The following is a 20,754-nucleotide window of genomic DNA, read 5'->3' on the forward strand; positions in this document are numbered from 1 at the left end:
GACCCGTCGGGCGGAGCGGGCGCCGACCGTCCGGCGGAGCGGCAGGGGACCGTCCGTGCGGGTAGCATTGCCCTTTGCTGACGCCGGCGGTACGCCGTCCGGCGGCGCGAGACCAGGCCGGCCGACGTACGGCCGGTGTGTTTCCGGCGAGCGGTGAGGAGGCCGGTGTCCCACGATGTCGTCCCTCCGGTGGAGGGCACGGTGCACCCGACAGGCGACGCTGACGGCTCGGTGACCGACCGGAACGGTGACGCGCCGGCCCGGGTGACGGGCGCCGGCAACGGCTCCGGCAGGGCTCCGGCAGAGGGCGCGGTGCTTCCGGCCGCTGCCGTGCCGGCCGCCGCCGAGGCGTCGCCCGGTGCCGACGGTGTCGTGGTCCCGTTCCCGACCGACGCCGGCCTCGACCCCGCACCGAGCGGTGGTTTCGGGCTGTCCAACGCGCCCACCGGCCGGCGGGTGCGGGCACGTCTGGCCCGCTTCAACGCGCCCTGGCAGACCTCGCAGGTCAGCGAGGTGCTGGAGCCGCTCATCGCGAGCCACCGGGACAACCACCCGAAGGCCGACGTCCGGCTGCTCCAGCGTGCCTTCGACACGGCCGCGCGGTGGCACTCCGGGCAGTACCGCAAGTCCGGCGACCCGTACATCACGCACCCGCTCGCCGTGGCCACCATCCTGGGCAACCTGGGGATGGACACCACCACGCTGGTCGCCGCGCTGCTGCACGACACCATCGAGGACACCGAGTACACGCTCGACCAGATGCGCGCGGACTTCGGCGGCGAGGTGGCCCTGCTGGTCGACGGCGTCACGAAGCTGGACAAGGTCAAGCTGGGCGACGCGGCCAAGGCCGAGACGATCCGCAAGATGGTCGTGGCCATGGCCAAGGACCCGCGGGTGCTGGTGATCAAGCTGGCCGACCGGCTGCACAACATGCGCACCCTGACCTTCCTGCCCCGGCCCAAGCAGGAGCAGAAGGCCAAGGAGACGCTGGAGATCCTGGCCCCGCTGGCGCACCGGCTGGGTATGAACACGATCAAGTGGGAGCTGGAGGATCTGTCCTTCGGCACGCTGTTCCCGAAGCGGTACGAGGAGATCAACCGGCTGATCGGGGAGCACCAGCCGCAGCGTGAGGCGCTGCTGCGGCAGGTGACCCAGAAGGTGCAGACCGACCTCAAGGCCGCCAAGATCAAGGCGGAGACGACCGGTCGGCCGAAGCACCTCTACTCGATCTACCAGAAGATGATCGTGCGGGGTCGCGACTTCAACGACATCTACGACCTGGTCGGTGTGCGGATCCTGGTCGACACGGTGCGGGACTGCTACGCGGCGCTGGGCGTGATCCACGCCAACTGGCAGCCGGTGCCGGGCCGGTTCAAGGACTACATCGCCATGCCCAAGTTCAACATGTACCAGTCGTTGCACACGACGGTCATCGGGCCCACCGGCAAGCCGGTGGAGATGCAGATCCGCACCTACGCGATGCACCGCACCGCGGAGTTCGGCATCGCCGCGCACTGGAAGTACAAGGAGCACAAGGGCACCCAGATCGTCGGCCCGCCGGCGCACATCGACGAGATGACCTGGCTGCGGCAGTTGCTGGACTGGCAGCGGGAGGCGGCCGACCCGAGCGAGTTCCTCGACGCGCTGCGCTTCGACCTGTCCAGCCAGGAGGTGTACGTCTTCACCCCGAAGGGTGACGTCATCCCCCTGCCCACCGGGTCGACGCCGGTGGACTTCGCGTACGCGGTGCACACCGAGGTCGGGCACAAGTGCATCGGCGCGCGGGTCAACGGCAAGCTGGTGCCACTGGAGTCGACGCTGTCCAACGGCGACGTGATCGAGATCTTCACGTCGAAGTCCGAGACGGCCGGCCCGACGCAGGACTGGCTGGGCTTCGTCAAGAGCCCCCGGGCGCGTACGAAGATCCGCCAGTACTTCAACAAGGAACGGCGCGAGGAGGCGATCGAGGCCGGCAAGGACGCGATCGTCAAGGCGATGCGCAAGCAGGGCATGCCGTTGCAGCGGATGCTCACCTCCGACGCGCTGATGTCGATCGCCCGGGACCTGCACCTGGCCGACGTGGCCTCGCTCTACGCGGCGGTCGGCGACAGCCAGGTCTCCGCGCAGTCGGTGGTGCAGAAGCTGATGGCCGCGTACGGCGGCGAGGAGGGCGCGGCGGAGGACATCGCCGAGACCGCCGTCGCCACCCGGCCGCCGCGCAGCCGGCAGAGCAGCAGCGACCCGGGCGTGGTGGTCCGCGGCGTCAGCGACGTCTGGATCAAGCTGGCCCGCTGCTGCACGCCGGTTCCGCCGGATTCGGTCTTCGGGTTCGTCACCCGCTCCGGCGGGGTGAGCGTGCACCGCGACGACTGCGCCAACGCCGAGGACCTGCGGGCGCAGAGCGAGCGGGTGGTCGAGGTCAGCTGGAAGCTCACCTCCGCCTCGACGTTCCTGGTCGCCATCCAGGTGGAGGCACTCGACCGGCACAAGCTGCTGGCCGACGTCACCCGGGTGCTCTCCGACGAGCGGGTCAACATCCTCTCCGCCACCGTCACCACCACCCGCGACCGGGTGGCGGTGAGCCGGTTCAGCTTCGAGATGGCCGACCCGAAGCACCTGGGCCACCTGCTGGCCACGGTCCGCAAGGTCGACGGTGTCTTCGACGCGTACCGGGTCACCTCCGGGGCCTGACCCCCGACACGAAAGCGCCCGCCGGCTCAGCCGGCGGGCGCTTCGTCGTTCGCTGCGGGTGTCAGCCCTGCGGCGGGCTCATCGCGAGGTCCTTGATGATGACCTCCTTCTTCGGGTGGCCACCGCCGGCCTGCTGGGCGAACGCCCCGTCGTCGCCGGCCTTGGCCACGTCCTTGACGATGTCCAGGCCACCGGTGACGGTGCCCAGCACGGTGTACGCGGGGTCCAGCGGCGAGTCGCCGTAGACGATGAAGAACTGGCTGCCGGTGCTGCCCGGCTGGCCGGAGTTGGCCATCGCGATGACGCCCTCCGGGTACGGCGGGCGCTTCTCGGTGGGCAGGTTCTCCTCGGGCAGCTTGTAGCTCGGGCCGCCCATGCCGTCGGTCTGCCGCCAGCCGTTGCCGGTGGCGCTCGGGTCGCCGCACTGCAGCACCTTGATGCCCTCGGTCACCAGGCGGTGGCACTTGGTGTTGTCGAAGAAGTTCTTCTCCGCGAGGTAGGTGAAGCTGCCCGCCGTGCACGGCACCAGCGACCGGTCGACCTTGGCCGTGATCGGGCCGAGGTTGGTGTCGATCGTCATGGTCTGCACCCCGGTGCCCGACTGCTGGTTGCTCGGGAGCCCCACGTCCTTGATCTGCGGGCTCCGCTGGTCAGCGGGAAGCTGGTTGAACACGCACTCGGACGCGCCGGGCGCCTGGGCGGCGGTGTCGGTCTTGTCGTCGTCGCCGCCGAGGCTCATGGCCAGCCACACGGTGCCGGCGACCACGAGCACCAGCGCGGCGCCCGCGCCGATGATCGCCTGCGTCTGGCGGCGCTTGCGGGCCTTGGCCGCGCGCTCGGCCATCTCCTTCTCGAGCCGGGCGCGTGCCGCCGCGCGCTGCCGCTCTCTGGTGGACGTCACGCCTGGATCCTCCTGGCTGTCTGCTGCTGGGTGCCGCTCGGGTGGGTGGGGTGACCGGTCAGCCGGCGCTGGGGCTGCTGGCCGGGGCGCCGGAGGCCGACGGCGACGGTGCCGCGGCGGTGACCGGCTCACCAACGGTGAGGCTCTGGATCACCACGTCGGTCTTGGGCTTGACCTTGGCCCCCGTCCCATTGTCCACGGTCGGCAGGGCACCGATCTTCTCCACCACGTCGAGCCCGCCGGTCACCCGGCCGATGACCGGGAACTTCGGGTCGGTGGTGGTGAAGTCCTTGAAGAAGATCAGGAACTGGCTGCCGTTGCTGCCCGGCGGGTTGGAGATCATGGCCACGGTCCCCTTCGGGTACGTGGGCGGCTGGCCGGGCGCCGGGGTGGCCGACGGCGACGCCGACGGCACGGTCGGCACGTCCTCGTTGTAGAACGAGTACGTGGGGCCGCCGAGGCCGGTGCCGCTGGGGTCACCGCAGCGCAGAGCGCCGTCGGCGGTGATCTCGTGGCACTTGGTGTTGTCGTAGAACGACCGGCTCGCCAGGTGGGCGATGCTCGCCGCGGCACACGGGGAGTTGGTGAGGCTCAGCTCGGCGGTGATCGGCGCGCCCTGGTTGGTCGTCACGGTCATCGCCCGGGTGCCGTCGGTGGGCAGACCCTTGGTCTCCGGGGTGCCGACGTCCTTGAGGTTGGTGTTGGCCGTCGCGTCCTGCGGCGTCCAGAGGCAGACGTCCTCGGCGGCCGTGTTCTGCTTCGGGTCGGAGTCGAACGCCCCGAGTGCCCAGGCCGAGCCGGCCACGATCAGCACGAGGACCAGGGCGGCGCCGACACCGGCCTGGATCTGCCGACGGCGCCGCGTGGCGGCGGCCCGGCGGGCCAACTGCCGGTCGAGCTTGGCCCGCGCCAGTTTGCGCTGCCGGTCCCTGCTGGAAGCCACCCGTGCTCCCCTTCCTCTACCTGGTCGTCGCCGGCGGCCGGGCGTCCCGGCCCGTCAGGCGTCACGTGTGCCGCGCCACACGCCCGCCAGAGTGTACGGCTAGCGACTGGGAATGTGGTGTACGAGGTCCACCCCGCCGTCAGCAGCCCTTATCGGGCGATGTCACTGTGCCCGGCGGGGCGGGAGGGACGGACGCGGCAAACCGGCTCGCCCCGCCGGTTAGGCTGCTGGGCAGGACGACAGCTCGACGGAAAGGACAGCGCCCGTGCTCGTGGCCGGCTTCCCCGCGGACGCCTTCGGCACCAACTGCTATGTGGTGGCCACCGCGCCGGGGGAGCAGTGCGTGGTGGTCGACCCCGGCATCGGGGTGCTCGACCAGCTCGACGCGCTGCTCGCCGAGCACCGCCTGCACCCGGCCGCCGTGCTGCTCACCCACGGCCACCTCGACCACACCTTCTCGGTGGCGCCGGTCTGCGGTGCCCGCGGCATCACCGCGTACGTCCACCCCGGTGACCGGGAGATGCTGGCCGACCCGGCCAAGGGCCTCTCGAGCGACCTGACCTCGCTCTTCGGTGGCCGGTTGAGCTACACCGAGCCGGAGGACGTGGCCGAGCTGACCGACGGCGCCACCCTCACCCTCGCCGGTCTGGAGATCGCCGTCGACCACGCCCCGGGCCATACCGGCGGGTCGGTGCTGTTCCGGCTGCCCGGCGCCGGCTCCGGCTGGGAGGCCGACGAGCTGTGCCTCTCCGGCGACGTGCTCTTCGCCGGGTCGATCGGCCGCACCGACCTGCCCGGCGGCAGCATGCCGGCGATGCTCACCAGCCTGCGCGACAAGATCCTTCCGCTGGCCGACGACACGGTCGTGCTGCCCGGCCACGGCCCCAGCACCACCATCGGCCGCGAGCGCGCCAGCAACCCGTACCTCATCGAGGTGGCTGGCACGTCGCCGGCCGCTCCCACCCGGGGCCTCTAGATCTTTGTCCGCGCCGCGCGCGGACCCCACGACACCACCGCGCCGCGGGCGCGGAATCGCAAGGAGTACGCCGATGAGCAAGCCCACGCCCATCTCCGGCTTCCCGGAGTGGACCCCCGGCCAGCGGATGATCGAGCAGTTCGTGCTCGACCGGATCCGGGCCACCTTCGAGCTGTACGGCTTCGCCCCACTGGAGACCCGTGCGGTCGAGCCGCTGGACCAGTTGCTGCGCAAGGGCGAGACCTCGAAGGAGGTCTACGTGATCCGGCGGCTGCACGCCGACGCTGAGGGCGCGGGCGGCGACGACCAGCTCGGCCTGCACTTCGACCTCACGGTGCCGTTCGCCCGGTACGTGCTGGAGAACGCCGGCAAGCTGGCCTTCCCGTTCCGCCGCTACCAGATCCAGAAGGTGTGGCGGGGCGAGCGGCCGCAGGAGGGTCGCTACCGGGAGTTCGTCCAGGCCGACATCGACATCGTCGACCGGGACACCCTGGCCCCGCACCACGAGGCGGAGATGCCGCTGGTGATCGGGGACGCGCTGCGGGCGCTGCCGATTCCGCCGGTGACGATCCAGGTCAACAACCGCAAGATCTGCGAGGGCTTCTACCGGGGCATCGGACTGACCGACCCGGAGGCGGCGCTGCGCGCGGTGGACAAGCTCGACAAGATCGGCCCGGCGAAGGTGGCCGACCTGCTGGCCCAGACCGCTGGCGCGAGCGAGGCGCAGGCCAAGGCGTGCCTGGCGCTGGCCGAGATCTCCGCGCCGGACGCCTCGTTCGCCGACGCGGTACGCGCGCTCGGCGTCGACGACCCGCTGCTGACCGAGGGCATCGAGGAGCTGGTCCGGGTGGTCGAGACCGCCGCCGAGCACTCGCCCGGCCTGTGCGTGGCGGACCTGCGCATCGCCCGCGGTCTGGACTACTACACCGGCACCGTCTACGAGACCCAGCTGCGCGGCTACGAGCGGTTCGGCTCGATCTGCTCCGGCGGCCGGTACGACAACCTGGCGAGCGCCGGCACCACCTCGTACCCCGGGGTGGGCATCTCGATCGGGGTGACCCGGCTGCTCGGCCTGCTCTTCGGCGCGGGTGAGCTGTCGGTCTCCCGCGAGGTGCCGACCGCCGTGCTGGTGGCGGTGACCAGCGAGGAGCGGCGTACGGCCAGCAACCGGGTGGCCGAGGCGCTGCGGCGGCGCGGCGTGCCGACCGAGGTGTCGCCGAGCGCGGCGAAGTTCGGCAAGCAGATCCGCTACGCCGAGCGGCGCGGCATTCCGTACGTCTGGTTCCCGGGTGCCGACGGCGGCCCGGACGAGGTGAAGGACATCCGCTCCGGTGAGCAGGTCACGGCGGCCGCGGGGGAGTGGATGCCGCCTCGGGCGGACCTCAAACCGGTGGTCGGCTGAGAGTCCGACTGGCGCGTACGGCCGCGGGGACCTACGGTAGCGTAAGTTACGCCACCGTAGGGAGTTTCTCGTGACCGTGAGCACCACAGTGAGTCAGACCGCACTGCTCGTCGAGCTGGAGCCGGTGGTCGCGCGCAATCTGGACCGCCACCTCTCGCTGGCCAAGGAGTGGTTCCCGCACGAGTACGTGCCGTGGAGCGACGGGCGTACCTTCGACGGGCCGCTCGGCGGCGAGGCGTGGTCTCCGACCGACTCCACCATCCCGGACGTGGCGCGTACCGCGCTGATCGTCAACCTGCTGACCGAGGACAACCTGCCCTCGTACCACCACGAGATCGCCACCCTGTTCGGCCGGGACGGCGCGTGGGGCACCTGGGTGCACCGGTGGACCGCGGAGGAGGGCCGGCACGGCACGGCGATCCGCGACTACCTGACGGTCAGCAGGGCGGTCGACCCGGTGGCGCTGGAGCGTGCCCGGATGACGCACATGTCCGCCGGCTACGTCAACGTGCACGACGACGAGGTCCTGCACTCGCTCGCGTACGTCTCGTTCCAGGAGCTGGCCACCCGGATCTCGCACCGCAACACCGGCAAGGCCACCGGCGACCCGGTCTGCGAGGCGCTGCTGGCGCGGGTGGCGGCCGACGAGAACCTGCACATGGTCTTCTACCGCAACCTGCTCGCCGGCGCGTTCGAGCTGGCCCCGAGCCAGGCGATGCGGGCCGTCGCCGACGTGGTGGCCAACTTCCAGATGCCGGGCAACGGCATCGACGGCTTCGCCCGCAAGTCGGTGGCGATCGCCCTCGCCGGCATCTACGACCTGCGCCAGCACCGCGACGAGGTGCTGATGCCGGTGCTGCGCCAGTGGGACGTGTTCAACGTGACCGGCCTGAACGCCGACGGCGAGGCCGCCCGCGAGCAGTTGGCCGCCCAACTCGACACCCTGGAGCAGGCCGCGTCCCGCTTCGAGGAGAAGCGCGACGCCCGAGCCGCCCGCCTGGCCCAGCGCTGACCCCAGGCTCCGGCTCCTGGCTCCCGGCTCCTGTCCCGCCTCGTTGATCATGAGGTTGGCGGGTTGTTCGATCTTCCGATCGCCCGTCAACCTCATGATCGAGGCAAACGGGGTCGGGGGTCGGGTCAGGGGGTGGGGTTCAGGGGGAAGATCAGGCAGCTGCTCGTTGCGTGTGCGACGAGGCGGGAGCTGGCGTCGGTGAGGCGGGCCTCGGCCAGGGCGGTGCGGCGGCCGCGCTGGAGCACGGTGCCCTCGCAGCGCAGGATGCCGCTGTCGACGGTGACCGGGCGGAGGAACTTCACGTTCAGGTCCAGCGAGGTGTAGCCGACGCCCACGGGCAGCGTGGTGTGCACCGCGCAGCCGGCGGCGGTGTCCAGCAGGGTGGAGATGACACCACCGTGGACGGTGCCGAGGGGGTTGTAGTGGAACTCCTGCGGGACCAGCTCGACGGCGACCCGTCCCTCGTCCGCCTCCATCCGCGCCATGTCGATCAGGTGCATGACCGGAGGCGCCGCCAGCTCGCCGGCGATCATCGCCCGGATCATGTCGAGGCCACCGCGCCGACCGAGCTGCGCGGCGTTGGTCGCCGGATCCGACCAGGTGAAGGTACGGGTGCGCGTCGGCTCCTGCGTCTGTGTCATGGACGCAGCCTCGCAGCACGTTGCTGAGTCTGTCAATGAGACCTAGCCTGGGCGGATGAGACCCGCGGCACTGGACTGGTCGGTGGACAACTGCACCATCGCCCGAGCGATGGAGGTCCTCGGCGAGCGGTGGACCCTGGTGGTGCTCCGCGAGGTGTTCAACGGCGTACGCCGCTTCGACGACATGCGGGTGCGCACGGGGATTCCCCGCCAGGTGCTGACCAACCGGCTGTCCACCCTCGTCGAGCAGGGGGTGCTGCGCCGCGAGCCGTACCGGGAGCCGGGCAGCCGGCTGCGCCACGAGTACCGGCTGACCGAGAAGGGCATGGACCTCTGGCCGGTGCTGGTCGCCGTGCTCGGATGGGGCGACCGGCACCTCGCCGACCCGGAGGGCTCGCCGCTGAGCGTGGGTCACCGCGACTGCGGCGCGGAGGTACGCGTCACGCTGCGTTGCGCGGACGGACACGAGGTGACCCGGCACCGTGACGTGGTGCCCCGCCCGGGTCCCGGCGCCCGCCGCCGTACCTCCTGACGCCGACCGTCGGGACCGCCGGTCGCCACCGCCGAACGGCGGGTGCTGTCCGGCGGTGATTCGGTGTGACGGTGGGCGTTCGCGAGCGTGTCAGAGGTGTTGCGGCGATGTGGCCGATGAAGATCGACAAATCCGGGCGAAACCAAGTCTTGCCAACGATCTTATGTATGTGAATACTTCAGTTCACTCGGCCGGTTTTCCCAGATCGGCAGGGTGTCCCCCTCGGGATCGCCGTCCCCGGCGAGACCCGTTCCCCCGCCCAGGAGGTTTGTTACATGCGACCCACGAGGTCCTCACTCCGCGTCGCGGCCACCGTCGCCGTGGCCGGAACCCTGGTCGTCGGCTCACTCGTCGGCGCGCCCGCCCAGGCTGCCCCCGCCGCCTCGCCGGACGCCGCCGCCGCCATCTCCGCGCAGCTCGGTGACAGCTCCGCCGGCTCGTACATCGACGCCAGCGGCAGGTCCGTCGTCACCGTGACCGACGCGGCTGCCGCCCGCAAGGCGAGCAACGCCGGCGCCTCCGTCCGGTACGTCACCCGCGGTGCCGCCGAGCTCAACCGGGCCACGGCGGACCTGGAGCGCTCCGCCAAGATCCCCGGCACCGCGTGGTGGAGTGACCCGGTCACGAACCAGGTCGTCGTCTCCGTGGACAGCACCGTCACCGGGGCCAAGCTGGAGCGGGTCAAGGCCGCCGCCGCGCGGGCCAACGGCGCGGTCCGGATCGAGGCCGAGGCCGGCGTGCTGAGCACCCGGATCTCCGGTGGTCAGGCCATCTACGCCGGCGGCGGCGGACGCTGCTCGCTCGGCTTCAACGTGCGCAGCGGCACCACCTACTACTTCCTGACCGCCGGGCACTGCACCAACATCTCGGCGAGCTGGTACTCGAACTCCGCCCAGACGGCGCTGATCGGCACCCGTACCGGCACCAGCTTCCCGGGCAACGACTACGGCATCGTGCGGCACAGCAACTCGGCCAACGCCGCCGGCAACGTCTACCTCTACAACGGCAGCTACCGGGACATCACCGGCGCCGGCAACGCCTCCGTCGGCCAGGCGGTGCAGCGCTCCGGCAGCACCACCGGCCTGCGCTCCGGCTCGGTGACCGCTACCAACGCCACGGTGAACTACGCCGAGGGCTCGGTCTCCGGTCTGATCCGCACCAACGTCTGCGCCGAGCCGGGCGACAGCGGCGGCTCGCTCTTCGCCGGTGGCACCGCCCTCGGCCTGACCTCCGGCGGTAGCGGCAACTGCCGCACCGGCGGCACCACCTACTTCCAGCCGGTCACCGAGGCGCTCAGCCGCTACGGCGTCAGCGTCTTCTGATCGATCCACCGCTCGCGGGCCGCCGGAACCCTCCGGCGGCCCGCGTCGCGTTCGCGACTCCTGAGCCGCCGCCACGTCGTCGTGGCCGACTCAGGCCAGCCGGTCCGGCCCCTGAGCCGGTCCGAGCGGATCCGGCGGTACGAGGCCGACCGTCGGGAGTACCGGGCCGACGGGGGTGGCGCCACCCGCCGCCCATGCGAGGTGCGCCCGGCGCGCGGAGAGAGCCGCGAGCAGCGGCCAGAGCGAGACGGCCACCGCCGTCACCCGTTCGGCCAGGCCGGTCCGGGAGCCGCTGGTCACCTCGAACGCGAACCAGCCGAAGAGGGCCAGCAGCACGACCGTGGCACTCAACCCGACCGCCCGGCGGAACGCCCACGGCGGCTCCGGCGCGGCCGGATGTGCGGCGTCCCGGCCACGCGGCAGCTTCAGTGCCGAGCCGGCCGGCCAGAGAGCCAGGGCGAGAACGGCCACGGTCGCCACGATGCCGTGGCTCAGCGACCCACCCACGGTCGGCCGGGGAAACGCGACCAGCGCGATGGTGGCCACGCCGCCGACGGCCAGCAGGAAGCGACTGGGTACCCCGGCCGCGTGCAGCACGGCCGCGGTCGCGAGATAGCAGCAGCCGAGCAGAACCAGCGTGCTGATCATGATCCAGGCGTCGGTGGCGTCGTGCCCGGCCAGCTCGCTGATCGTGTCCCGCACCGGGTCGTAGCCGGCGGACTGCCGGGCTTCGGCGACCGTCCAGCCGGCCACCAGCAGCAGGGGCGCAGCCGCCGCCGTGGCGACGGCCCAGTTCGGTACGGCGCGCATTTCGCCACGTTAACCAACACACCGACCCGCCGAGCCTGGTTCGCCCGGCCGTCCAACGAAGAATGACCCGGCCTGCTGGGTGCCCCCGAGGAAGGCCGGCCGCCCCTGACAGAATGCCCATGAGGACTGTTCCACGATGAGGAGTTGCCAGCCGTGATCCGTACCCACAATGCCGGAAGCCTGCGCGCGACGGACGCCGGCACGTCGGTGACGCTCGCCGGGTGGGTGGCCCGCCGGCGCGACCACGGCGGGGTCATCTTCGTCGACCTGCGCGACGGCTCCGGCGTGGTCCAGGTGGTGTTCCGCGAGGAGGACGCGCACGCGCTGCGCAACGAGTTCTGCGTGAAGGTCACCGGCGAGGTGACCCGCCGGCCGGCCGGCAACGAGAACCCGGAGCTGCCCACCGGCGAGGTCGAGGTGACCGCCGTCGAGCTGGAGGTGCTCTCCGAGGCGGCTCCGCTGCCGCTGCCGGTGGACGACCAGGTGGAGGCCGGTGACGACATCCGGCTCAAGTACCGCTACCTGGACCTGCGCCGCAGCGGCCCGGCGAACGCGCTGCGGCTGCGCTCGCGCGCCAGCCAGCTCGCCCGGGGCGTGCTGCACGAGCGGGACTTCCTGGAGATCGAGACCCCGACGCTGACCCGCTCGACGCCGGAGGGCGCCCGCGACTTCCTGGTCCCGGTCCGCCTCCAGCCGGGCAGCTGGTACGCGCTGCCGCAGTCGCCGCAGCTGTTCAAGCAGCTGCTGATGGTCGGCGGCATGGAGCGGTACTACCAGATCGCCCGCTGCTACCGCGACGAGGACTTCCGCGCCGACCGGCAGCCGGAGTTCACCCAGCTCGACATCGAGATGTCCTTCGTCACCGAGGACGACGTGATCGACCTCGGCGAGGCGATCGTCTCGGCGCTGTGGAAGGACCTGGCCGGGCACGAGATCAGCCGGCCCATCCCGCGGATCACCTGGCACGACGCGATGGCCCGCTACGGCTCGGACAAGCCGGACCTGCGCTACGGCGTGGAGCTGACCGAGCTGACCGACTACCTGCGCGGCACCGAGTTCCGGGTCTTCGCCGGGGCGATCGACGCGGGCGGCTACGTCGGCGCGGTCGTGATGCCCGGCGGCGCGGCGCAGAGCCGCAAGGAGCTGGACGGCTGGCAGGACTGGGCCAAGGCGCGCGGCGCGCGCGGCCTGGCGTACGTGGTGCTGGACGCCGAGACCGGCGAGGCGCGCGGCCCGGTGGCCAAGAACCTCTCCGCCGAGCACCTGGGCGGGCTCGCCGACGCGGTCGGCGCCAAGCCGGGCGACGCGGTCTTCTTCGCTGCCAGCGCCACCACCCGTGAGGCGCAGGAGCTGCTGGGCGCGGCCCGCGTCGAGATCGCCAAGCGGGCCGGGCTGATCGACGAGAGTGCCTGGGCGTTCTGCTGGGTGGTCGACGCGCCGATGTTCGAGAAGACGGACGAGGGCGGCTGGACGGCCGTGCACCACCCGTTCACCTCGCCCAACTCCGAGTGGGTGGACCGGTTCGAGGAGGCGCCGGACCGCGCCCTGGCCTACGCGTACGACATCGTCTGCAACGGCAACGAGATCGGCGGCGGTTCGATCCGTATCCACCGGGGTGACGTGCAGAAGCGGGTCTTCGACCTGCTCGGCATCACCCCCGAGGAGGCGCAGGACAAGTTCGGCTTCCTGCTGGAGGCGTTCAAGTACGGCGCCCCGCCGCACGGCGGTATCGCCTTCGGCTGGGACCGGGTCTGCATGCTGCTCGCCGGCGCGGACTCCATCCGCGAGGTGATCGCCTTCCCGAAGACCCGTGGCGGCTTCGACCCGCTGACCGGCGCGCCGACGCCGATCACCGGCCAGCAGCGCACCGAGGCCGGCATCGACGCCAAGCCGAAGCCTCCAGCGACGGCGCACACCGGCACCGCCGGCCCCGCCGCCCCGGTAGCCGACCCGGTCTAACCCCCCCGCCCCCCTGCTTGGTCGATCAAGAGGTTTGCGTCATCATCGCCCGTCGGGGTGACGCAAACCTCTTGATCGTTCACAGGGGAGTGGTGGTATGCGGGTGCTCGTGGTGGGGGCCAGTGGGTTTCTCGGCGGTGAGGTGTGCCGGCGGGCTTCGGGCACCGGGTGGTCGGTGGTGGGGACATGCCACTCCGGCGACATCGCCGTGCCGGGGGTCGCGGTGCGGCGGTTGGACGTGACCGATCGGGCCGCCGTGCGCGCGCTGGTCGCCGAGGTGCGCCCGGACGCCGTGGTCAGCACCCCCTACCGGTACGGCGACTGGTCGGTCACCGCCGACGGGGCCGCGCACGTGGCGGTCGCCGCCGCCGAGGTGGGCGCCCGGCTGGTGCACATCTCCAGCGACGCGCTGCACGCCGGCCGCCCCTCGCCCTACTCCGACGACGAGCCGCCGACCCCGGTGAACGCGTACGGCGCCGCGAAGGCCGCGGCCGAGACCGCCGTGCGGGCGGTCGACCCCGGCGCGGCGCTGGTGCGTACCTCGCTGATCCTGGGGGAGGGCAGCAAGCAGATCGAGCTGTCCCGGGAGGCGCTCGCCGGGCGGGCCACCCTGTTCACCGACATGATCCGCTGCCCGGTCGACGTCACCGACCTGGCCGACGCCGTGCTCGAGCTGGTCGACAGCGCGTACGCCGGCCCGCTCAACGTGGCCGGCGCGGACGCGGTCAGCCGCGCCGAGCTGGGCCTGCTGGTCGCCGAGCGGTTCGGGCTCGACGCGGCAGGCCTGAAGACCACCACCAGCACCGCCGCCGGGGTGCCCGGCCCCGGCGACGTACGCCTGGACTCCAGCCGTGCCGCCGGACTGCTGCGGACCCGGCTGCGCGGGGCGCGCGAACTCCTCAGGCACTGACCCCGCCGTTGCACACTTCCTGTGCATAACTCTTGTGCACAGGAAGTGTGCAGAGATAATGTGCATGCATGGCGAACGACGAAGAGACCCCGCGGCCGGCGCCGCGTGAGGTGCGGATCGACAAGAGGCAGGTCCGGGTGCTCGCGCACCCGCTGCGGATGCGGCTGGTCGGGGCACTGCGCGTGAAGGGCCCGGCCACCGCCACCACACTGGCCGAGATGCTCGGCACCAACACCGGCGCGACCAGCTACCACCTGCGCCAACTCGCCGAGGTCGGCCTGGTCGTCGAGGATCCCGACCGGGGCAGCGGACGGCAGCGCTGGTGGCAGGCCGCGCACGACGTCACCAACTGGGAACCGACCGACTTCGACGACGACCCCGACGCCCGGGCCGCGATCGAGTGGATCCAGGGCGACCAGGTGCGGCATCTCGTCGAGCACGCCGAACGCTGGTTCGCCACCCAGCACGAGTGGTCCCCCGCCTGGCGGGACGCCTTCGGCATGAGCGACATCTTCATGACCATCCCGCCGGCTCGGCTGGAGGAGCTCAAGGCCGAGGTGTGGCAGGTGCTGGAGCGGTACCACCGCGAGGCCGACCCCGTCGACTCCTCCGACCCGCAGGCCCGCCCGGTGCAGGTCTTCCTGGCCACCTACCCCTTGAAGGAGGAGTACCGGTGAGCGCCCTGTCCGTACGCCAGGTCCGGCGTCGCTACCTCACGCTCTACGGCCTGCGCTGGCTGCCCACCGGCCTGATGATCCCGGTGATGATCCTGCTGATGCAGGAGCGCGGCCTGTCGCTGCCGCAGATCGGCCTGGTCAGCACCGCGCAGGGTCTGCTGGTGCTGGCCCTGGAGCTGCCCACCGGCGGGCTCGCCGACGCCCTCGGCCGTCGACCGGTGCTGCTCGCCGCCGGAGCGCTCAACCTCATCTCCCTGTCGCTGTTCGCGGTGGCCGACTCGTTCCTGCTGTTCTTCCTGGTCTGGGCGTTGCAGGGGATCTACCGTGCGCTCGACAGCGGCCCACTGGAGTCCTGGTACGTCGACGCCACCCTCGCCGCCGACCCGAAAGCCGAGTACGAGCGGGGCCTCGGTTACGCCGGCACCGTCGTCGGAGCGGCCATCGGCGCCGGCGCGCTGCTCAGCGGCGGCCTGGTCCTCCTCGGCCCGATCGGGCCGGTCAGCGCGCTCACGGTGCCCGTGCTGGTTGCCATCCTCGCCCAGGCCGCGGCACTGGTCGCGCTGCTCGCCCTGCTGGTCGAGGAGGGGCCGGCCACCGGGGCGGCGGGACTGCGGGCCTCGGTGGTCCAGGCGCCCCGGATGATCGGCGAGGCGTTCGGGCTGCTGCGCCGCTCCCGGGTGCTGCTGGCCCTGGTGGCGGTGGAACTGTTCTGGGGCTTCGGCATGGTCACCTTCGAGTCGCTGCTGCCGGTGCGGCTCGCCGAGGTGGTCGGTGACCCGGAACGCGCCGCCGCGCTGCTCGGGCCGGCCAACTCGGCCGCGTGGCTCGCCTCGGCGGCCGGCGCGGCGCTGACCCCGCTGCTGCTGCGCTGGCCCGGCGCCGCGCCCGGGGCGGCCCTGCTGCGCATCCTGCAGGGCGTCACGGTGGTCGGGATGGGACTCTTCGCCGGGCCGGTCGGGGTGCTCGTGGCGTACCTGGCCTGCTACACCGTGCACGGCGCGTCCAATCCACTGCACAGCGGGCTGCTGCACCGACAGGTCGACGGCCCCTACCGGACCAGCGTGCTCTCACTGAACTCGATGATGGCGCAGCCGGCCGGCGCGCTCGGCGGGGTGGCACTGACCGCGCTCGCCGCCGTCACCAGCGTCGGCACCGCCATGGTGGTCGGCGCCGTCGTGCTGGCCGTCGCCGCCCCGCTCTACCTGCCCGCCTGGCGGGCCGGACGCCAGCGCGCAGCGGATCCCGCCGCCGTTGCCGAACCCGCCGAACCCCAGGCGGCCGGACGGTAGGGCGGCCCCCTCCTCCCCCTCAGGCCAGCCGTAGCGAGCTGAGGGGGAGGGTGGCGGTGAAGCCGAGCCGCCGGTACAGCCGCACCGCCCCGACGTTGTCCGGATAGACGCCGAGACCGACGGTGTCGTGGCGCGCCAGCAGCGCCCGGGTCATCCCGGCGGTCAGCGCGGCACCCAGCCCCCGACCCCGCTGGTCGGGGGCGACGGTCAGGCCGGCGAGGAAGCCGATGTCGCCCCGGCTGCGGTCCGCGCCGCAGGCCACCAACCGGCCGCCGGCCCGGATGCCGTACCAGTCCACCACCCGAGGGTCGCCGGGGCGGGAGGTGGTGGTCGGGAACGCCTCGTCGATCAGCGCCTCCAGCGCCGGGTGGTCGGCGGCGGTGAGTCGTACCACCCGCTGCTCGCCCGGCTGGGCCGGCGGCGGCGTGCTCGTCCAGTGGAAGTCCCAGTCGTCGTGCCGCGCCACCGCGAGCCGGCCCGCCGCCAGGGCCGGATCGTGCCGGGGGAGATGCAGCCACTGCTCCGGTCGCAGCACCCCGTCGGCGACCAGCGCGACGCACACGTCGATCGCCGGCCCGGCCGTCCCGATCGCGCCACCGGCCGGCCCCTGCCCGGGCGGCAACAACCACAACACGGCGCCGTCACGCCGGTAGCCGCGTGCCGGCACGCCACGCCAGAGCGCGTGCCGGGCGTAGGGGTGGTTGCCGGCGGCGGCCAGGATGGCGGCGCGGTCCTGCAGCACCTGGTCGTACGTGATCACGCGAACCAGCCTAGGAGCCGGCGGGCCAGCGGCTGCGGCGGACCGCACCGGTGCGGCCGAATCCACCGTGGAGATTGGCGAGTCGACCGATTGGGTACATCCGGGGCCGACCTACTGGGAACCCCCACCGGAGGACCGACATGCTCGCCATTCTGGCCGCCATCGTCTTTGGCTTTGCCCTGCTGATCGATCTGCTCGACACGAACTTCGGCGCACCGGACCTGTTCAACTGGAACACGCTCGTGCTTCTCGGGTTGTTCCTGCTCTCGCTCTACCTGGGTGGCGTGGGCAGCGGCCCGCGCGCCGGTGGCGGCGGTGGCGGCGGTCGCTGGTACCGGGGCCGGCGCCCCGGCCGTGGCTGACCGGAACCGATCACCAGTGGCCCGGCCCGCGGCGCGATTCCGGCGTCGCGGGTCCGGCCCGGTACTGTCTTCGTGATGGAGTCCGACGCCCTCTTCTCCCTCGGTGCACCCGCCGGGACGCGCAGCGCGCCCGATGGTCCCGCCGGTGCCGACGGCTTCACTCCGGTAGCGGACGATTCGCCCCTGCCCGTCCGGATGCGCCCGGCGACCCTCGACGAGCTGGTCGGGCAGGAGCACCTGCTCGCCCCCGGCGCGCCGCTGCGCCAGCTGGTCTCCGGCGGCGCGCCGATGTCGGTCATCCTCTGGGGACCACCGGGCAGCGGCAAGACCACCATCGCGCACCTGGTGGCCGCGGCCACCGACCGCCGGTTCGTCGCCATGTCGGCGCTCTCCGCCGGGGTCAAGGACGTCCGGGCGGTGATCGAGGCGGCCCGCCGACAGCGCCGCTCGGGCGGCCCGCAGACCGTGCTCTTCATCGACGAGGTGCACCGGTTCAGCAAGACCCAGCAGGATTCGCTGCTCGCCGCCGTCGAGGACCGTACGGTCACGCTCCTGGCCGCGACCACGGAGAACCCGTACTTCTCGGTCATCTCCCCCCTGCTGTCCCGATGCGTGCTGCTCACCCTGCAACCGCTGGACGACGAGGCGGTGCGGGGGCTGCTACGCCGTGCGGTCGCCGACGAGCGTGGCCTGGGCGGCGCGCTCACCCTGGCCACCGAGGCCGAGGACCACCTGGTCCGGCTCGCGTCCGGCGACGTCCGTAAGGCGCTGACCGCTCTGGAGGCGGCGGCGGCCTCGGCCACGGCGCTCGGCGCGGACCGGATCGACCTCGCCACCGCCGAGCAGGCGGTCGACGTGGCCGCCGTGCGCTACGACCGCGACGGCGACGCCCACTACGACGTGGTCAGCGCGTTCATCAAGAGCATGCGCGGCTCGGACGTGGACGCCGCGGTGCACTGGCTGGCCCGGATGCTGGTCGCCGGGGAGGACGCCCGGTTCATCGCCCGCCGGCTGGTCATCTTCGCCAGCGAGGACGTGGGCATGGCCGACCCCGGCGCGTTGAGCGTGGCCACCGCCGCCGCGCACGCGGTCGAGTACGTCGGGCTGCCGGAAGCGCAGCTCAACCTGGCGCAGGCGGTGATCCACCTGGCCACCGCACCCAAGTCGAACTCGGCCACCACCGCCATCGGCGCGGCGATCGCCGACGTGCGGGCCGGCCGGGGCGGCCCGGTGCCCCGGGGCCTGCGCGACGCGCACTACGCCGGCGCCCGAGGGCTGGGTCACGGCACCGGCTACCGCTACCCGCACGACGACCAGCGCGGCGTGGTCACCCAGCAGTACGTGCCGGACGACCTGGTGGGTACCGACTACTACCGGCCCAGCCCGCACGGGGCGGAGCGGTCGGTGGCCACCCGGCTGCCGCTGCTGCGCCGGATCGTGCGCGGGCTGCCGGCCCCGCCCGCCCGCCCGGACGCCCCGGCGGGGCCGTCCGTAACGGCGCAGACCGGGCCGGCGCTAGCCGACGGGGACGGTCTCCCGACGACGGGCACGGGCGGTCCCGGCACGATGCAGGACAGCGGCACGAACGCCGCAGGAGAGGGTCAACAGTGAAGTCGCGTGGTGCGGACCGCCCGGACGAGAGCCCGGACGAGCGGCGCGATCCTCGCGCCAAGGGCCGCCGCTGGGGTCGAGGCCGGGCCGAGGCCGAGCCGGAGGAGCCGGTGGCCGGCGAGGAGTTCGGCTGGATCGACGACCTGCGGTCGGCCAAGCAGCAACGTTCCGAGCTGGGCCCCGACGGGTCGCCGGCAGAGCCGGCCGGGCGCGGGGGTGCCCCGGTGCCGCCGGACGCCCCGGTGCCACCCGCGGCTCGCCGTGGTGACCCGGACGGCCCCGCCGCGCGCCGACCCGTCGACGGCCCCTGGCCCGGTGAGGCACCGCCGCAGCCCAACCGCCGCCCCGACGAGCGGCCGCCCGCCGACCGGCCCCGGGCCGCAGGCCCGGGAGTCCCCGCCCCGGGCCAGCCGGCTCGCCGCGGGGCACCGGCGGCACCCGGCGGCCCGCGTGCCGCCGTGCCACCGCCCGCGCCCACCGCCGCCCGCCCGGCCGGTGGTGAGCCGGTGGGCCCACCCGGGCCCCCGACCTCCGGCGGACCGGCGGGCTCGGCCCGACCCCGCCCGGGCGTCGCCCCTGCCGGCCCGCCCGCCGGCCCGCCCGGCGCTGGCCCACCGAGCGCCGGCGCGCCGGCCGGTCGCCGGCCGGTCACCGCCGCACCCGTGGGCCGGGCGGACGCGATGCCGCCGCTGCGCCGGCCCGACGCCGCGCAGCCGGGTCGCGGCCCGGGCCCGGAACCCACCGAGCCCGGCCGTCCACTGCCCGCCAACGGCGGGCCGGGCGGTCGGCGTGCGAACGATCCCGCGCGAGCCCCCGGTCCACCGACCGCTCCCGGCGGCGGCCAGTTCGACGCGCCGCCGTCCGGTGCCGTGCCGTCGGTCCCTGGTGGACTGCGGCCAGACCCCGCCGTCGACCGTGATCCGCGGACCGCCCGGCGTCGCCCGGGCCCGGTCGACCCCGGAGCGGCGGAGGCCTCCGGCCGTGGGCCCGCCGAGCGCGGCCGCCCGGCCCCCGGTGGGCGCCGTCGCGCCGCCGAACCCGAGCCGGTGGTGCCCCGATCGGGCAACGCCCCGCCGGTGCCCGACGCGTCCACCGGCCACACCGGCGCCGCGCCGATCGTCGGCCAGACCGACGGCGCCGGGCGCCGCCGGGCGGCCCCCGAGGAGCAGGAGCGCGGCGTTGCGGCCGCCGGCGAGCCCCGGACCGACCGGCCGGAGCGACCGGCCGACTGGCTGCGTCAGGCCGGCCGTCTGCCGCACACCGACCCTGGCCTGCCGACAGTCAACCGGCGTGGTGACACCCCGCCCACCCCGGCCGGGGGTCGGGCCGCACCTCGTCGACCCGCGCCGCCGGCGGGTGCGGGTGATCTCACCGACCGCTCGGCCGGCCGGCTCGCCGCGCCCGACCCGGCAGCGGAGCGCCCCGCCGGCCGTCGGGCCGTCGGGCCGCCGGTCGACCCGGGCGCGGACCCCCCGACCGGTCGCCGTGCCGCCCGACCCGGGACGCCGGAGTCCACCGGGGAGCAGCCGAATGCCGGCCCGACCTATCCGCCGGTCACCGGCGAGCGGCCGACCGTCCGCCGGGGCGCTGCGGCGCCCCCGTCGGACCCGACCGCCCGACGCCGCCGTCCGGCGGCTGATCCCGGCCACGACGGCCCCGCCGGGCCACCGCGGCCCGGCCCGGGTGCCGAGGCCGCAGCCCGTGGCGCCGCCCGGCCGGATGGTCCGGGTCGTGCTGCCGTGCCGCCGGGCGCTGGCCCGGATGGTCAACCTCGCGTACGCCCGGATGGTCCGGGTCGTGCCGCCGTGCCGCCGGGCGCTGGCCCGGATGGTCCGCCCCGCCCACGCCCGGATGGTCCGGCTCGTGCCGCCGTCCGCCCCGCCGGCGCCGGACACCCGCCCGTGGGTGGCGAGCCCGGCACCGGCCCCGCGACGGCCCGCGGCGGTGCTCCGGTCG

At 73.5% G+C, this 20,754-nt stretch carries 17 protein-coding genes; 12 read left to right on the top strand and 5 right to left on the bottom strand.

Going from position 1 to position 20,754, the window contains the following annotated elements; all coding sequences use genetic code 11:
- The first annotated feature begins 165 nt into the window (after nucleotides 1–165).
- Nucleotides 166–2,691 (top strand): bifunctional (p)ppGpp synthetase/guanosine-3',5'-bis(diphosphate) 3'-pyrophosphohydrolase, encoded by a 2,526-nt coding sequence (locus M8C17_RS25815; RefSeq protein ID WP_374559155.1) that lies wholly within the window; start codon nucleotides 166–168, stop codon nucleotides 2,689–2,691.
- A 61-nt stretch (nucleotides 2,692–2,752) separates the two neighbouring features.
- Here the strand turns inward: M8C17_RS25815 and M8C17_RS25820 are convergent, their stop codons facing one another.
- Both M8C17_RS25820 and M8C17_RS25825 read right to left on the bottom strand, forming a co-directional pair.
- Nucleotides 2,753–3,592, bottom strand: coding sequence for a peptidylprolyl isomerase (locus M8C17_RS25820; protein WP_252419151.1), 840 nt, complete (start codon nucleotides 3,590–3,592; stop codon nucleotides 2,753–2,755).
- Nucleotides 3,593–3,650: 58 nt separating this feature from the next.
- Nucleotides 3,651–4,535 carry a peptidylprolyl isomerase gene (locus M8C17_RS25825; protein WP_252419152.1) on the bottom strand — a complete coding sequence of 295 codons (885 nt, stop codon included), beginning with the start codon at nucleotides 4,533–4,535 and terminating at the stop codon, nucleotides 3,651–3,653.
- A 265-nt stretch (nucleotides 4,536–4,800) separates the two neighbouring features.
- On the opposite strand from M8C17_RS25825, the gene M8C17_RS25830 reads away from it, so the two are divergent.
- The 3 genes from M8C17_RS25830 to M8C17_RS25840 all read left to right on the top strand — a co-directional run bounded on the left by M8C17_RS25830 (nucleotide 4,801) and on the right by M8C17_RS25840 (nucleotide 7,925).
- The gene (locus M8C17_RS25830) at nucleotides 4,801–5,511 is read left to right on the top strand and encodes an MBL fold metallo-hydrolase (RefSeq protein WP_252419153.1); all 711 of its coding nucleotides are present in this window, start codon (nucleotides 4,801–4,803) and stop codon (nucleotides 5,509–5,511) included.
- Nucleotides 5,512–5,584: 73 nt separating this feature from the next.
- Nucleotides 5,585–6,913 (top strand): histidine--tRNA ligase, encoded by a 1,329-nt coding sequence (gene hisS / locus M8C17_RS25835; protein WP_252419154.1) that lies wholly within the window; start codon nucleotides 5,585–5,587, stop codon nucleotides 6,911–6,913.
- Nucleotides 6,914–6,983: 70 nt separating this feature from the next.
- Nucleotides 6,984–7,925 carry an acyl-ACP desaturase gene (locus M8C17_RS25840; protein ID WP_252419155.1) on the top strand — a complete coding sequence of 314 codons (942 nt, stop codon included), beginning with the start codon at nucleotides 6,984–6,986 and terminating at the stop codon, nucleotides 7,923–7,925.
- A 125-nt stretch (nucleotides 7,926–8,050) separates the two neighbouring features.
- On the opposite strand, the gene M8C17_RS25845 is transcribed toward M8C17_RS25840, so the two are convergent.
- Complete coding sequence (locus M8C17_RS25845; protein ID WP_252419156.1) at nucleotides 8,051–8,566, bottom strand: PaaI family thioesterase; 516 nt, start codon at nucleotides 8,564–8,566, stop codon at nucleotides 8,051–8,053.
- A gap of 55 nt (nucleotides 8,567–8,621) precedes the next feature.
- Here M8C17_RS25845 and M8C17_RS25850 point away from each other — a divergent pair, with 55 nt between their 5' ends.
- Nucleotides 8,622–9,098 carry a helix-turn-helix domain-containing protein gene (locus M8C17_RS25850; protein ID WP_252419157.1) on the top strand — a complete coding sequence of 159 codons (477 nt, stop codon included), beginning with the start codon at nucleotides 8,622–8,624 and terminating at the stop codon, nucleotides 9,096–9,098.
- Between the two features lie 275 nt (nucleotides 9,099–9,373).
- The gene (locus M8C17_RS25855) at nucleotides 9,374–10,420 is read left to right on the top strand and encodes a S1 family peptidase (protein WP_252419158.1); all 1,047 of its coding nucleotides are present in this window, start codon (nucleotides 9,374–9,376) and stop codon (nucleotides 10,418–10,420) included.
- 90 nt (nucleotides 10,421–10,510) lie between these two features.
- On the opposite strand, the gene M8C17_RS25860 is transcribed toward M8C17_RS25855, so the two are convergent.
- Nucleotides 10,511–11,230 carry a DUF998 domain-containing protein gene (locus M8C17_RS25860; protein ID WP_252419159.1) on the bottom strand — a complete coding sequence of 240 codons (720 nt, stop codon included), beginning with the start codon at nucleotides 11,228–11,230 and terminating at the stop codon, nucleotides 10,511–10,513.
- Nucleotides 11,231–11,383: 153 nt separating this feature from the next.
- Here M8C17_RS25860 and aspS point away from each other — a divergent pair, with 153 nt between their 5' ends.
- The 4 genes from aspS to M8C17_RS25880 all read left to right on the top strand — a co-directional run bounded on the left by aspS (nucleotide 11,384) and on the right by M8C17_RS25880 (nucleotide 16,065).
- Nucleotides 11,384–13,189 carry an aspartate--tRNA ligase gene (gene aspS, locus M8C17_RS25865; protein WP_252419160.1) on the top strand — a complete coding sequence of 602 codons (1,806 nt, stop codon included), beginning with the start codon at nucleotides 11,384–11,386 and terminating at the stop codon, nucleotides 13,187–13,189.
- A 97-nt stretch (nucleotides 13,190–13,286) separates the two neighbouring features.
- Nucleotides 13,287–14,099: a sugar nucleotide-binding protein gene (locus M8C17_RS25870; protein ID WP_252419161.1), complete on the top strand. Its 813-nt coding sequence runs from the start codon at nucleotides 13,287–13,289 to the stop codon at nucleotides 14,097–14,099.
- 68 nt (nucleotides 14,100–14,167) lie between these two features.
- Nucleotides 14,168–14,776, top strand: coding sequence for a transcriptional regulator (locus tag M8C17_RS25875; protein ID WP_252419162.1), 609 nt, complete (start codon nucleotides 14,168–14,170; stop codon nucleotides 14,774–14,776).
- The gene (locus tag M8C17_RS25880) at nucleotides 14,773–16,065 is read left to right on the top strand and encodes an MFS transporter (protein WP_252419163.1); all 1,293 of its coding nucleotides are present in this window, start codon (nucleotides 14,773–14,775) and stop codon (nucleotides 16,063–16,065) included. The genes M8C17_RS25875 and M8C17_RS25880 overlap by 4 nt, the downstream gene beginning before the upstream one ends.
- Before the next feature lie 19 nt (nucleotides 16,066–16,084).
- Here the strand turns inward: M8C17_RS25880 and M8C17_RS25885 are convergent, their stop codons facing one another.
- On the bottom strand, nucleotides 16,085–16,825 hold the full coding sequence (locus M8C17_RS25885) for a GNAT family N-acetyltransferase (RefSeq protein WP_252419164.1): 741 nt from the start codon (nucleotides 16,823–16,825) through the stop codon (nucleotides 16,085–16,087).
- 140 nt (nucleotides 16,826–16,965) lie between these two features.
- Between M8C17_RS25885 and M8C17_RS25890 the strand changes: the two genes are divergently transcribed.
- Nucleotides 16,966–17,187 (top strand): hypothetical protein, encoded by a 222-nt coding sequence (locus tag M8C17_RS25890; protein ID WP_252419165.1) that lies wholly within the window; start codon nucleotides 16,966–16,968, stop codon nucleotides 17,185–17,187.
- 75 nt (nucleotides 17,188–17,262) lie between these two features.
- Nucleotides 17,263–18,798 carry a replication-associated recombination protein A gene (locus tag M8C17_RS25895; protein WP_308209591.1) on the top strand — a complete coding sequence of 512 codons (1,536 nt, stop codon included), beginning with the start codon at nucleotides 17,263–17,265 and terminating at the stop codon, nucleotides 18,796–18,798.
- Nucleotides 18,799–20,754 lie beyond the last annotated feature (1,956 nt).

It is taken from the genome of Micromonospora sp. RHAY321 (assembly GCF_023896955.1).
Classification (GTDB): domain Bacteria; phylum Actinomycetota; class Actinomycetes; order Mycobacteriales; family Micromonosporaceae; genus Micromonospora.

What these genes read in the sequence shown, in the direction of transcription:
- M8C17_RS25895 (WP_308209591.1), top strand. Translation starts at nt 17,263, where the DNA reads ATGGAGTCCGACGCCCTCTTCTCCCTCGGTGCACCCGCCGGGACGCGC.
- M8C17_RS25890 (WP_252419165.1), top strand. Translation starts at nt 16,966, where the DNA reads ATGCTCGCCATTCTGGCCGCCATCGTCTTTGGCTTTGCCCTGCTGATC.
- M8C17_RS25875 (WP_252419162.1), top strand. Translation starts at nt 14,168, where the DNA reads ATGGCGAACGACGAAGAGACCCCGCGGCCGGCGCCGCGTGAGGTGCGG.
- M8C17_RS25860 (WP_252419159.1), bottom strand. Translation starts at nt 11,230, where the DNA reads ATGCGCGCCGTACCGAACTGGGCCGTCGCCACGGCGGCGGCTGCGCCC.
- M8C17_RS25855 (WP_252419158.1), top strand. Translation starts at nt 9,374, where the DNA reads ATGCGACCCACGAGGTCCTCACTCCGCGTCGCGGCCACCGTCGCCGTG.
- M8C17_RS25870 (WP_252419161.1), top strand. Translation starts at nt 13,287, where the DNA reads ATGCGGGTGCTCGTGGTGGGGGCCAGTGGGTTTCTCGGCGGTGAGGTG.
- M8C17_RS25850 (WP_252419157.1), top strand. Translation starts at nt 8,622, where the DNA reads ATGAGACCCGCGGCACTGGACTGGTCGGTGGACAACTGCACCATCGCC.
- M8C17_RS25845 (WP_252419156.1), bottom strand. Translation starts at nt 8,566, where the DNA reads ATGACACAGACGCAGGAGCCGACGCGCACCCGTACCTTCACCTGGTCG.
- hisS (WP_252419154.1), top strand. Translation starts at nt 5,585, where the DNA reads ATGAGCAAGCCCACGCCCATCTCCGGCTTCCCGGAGTGGACCCCCGGC.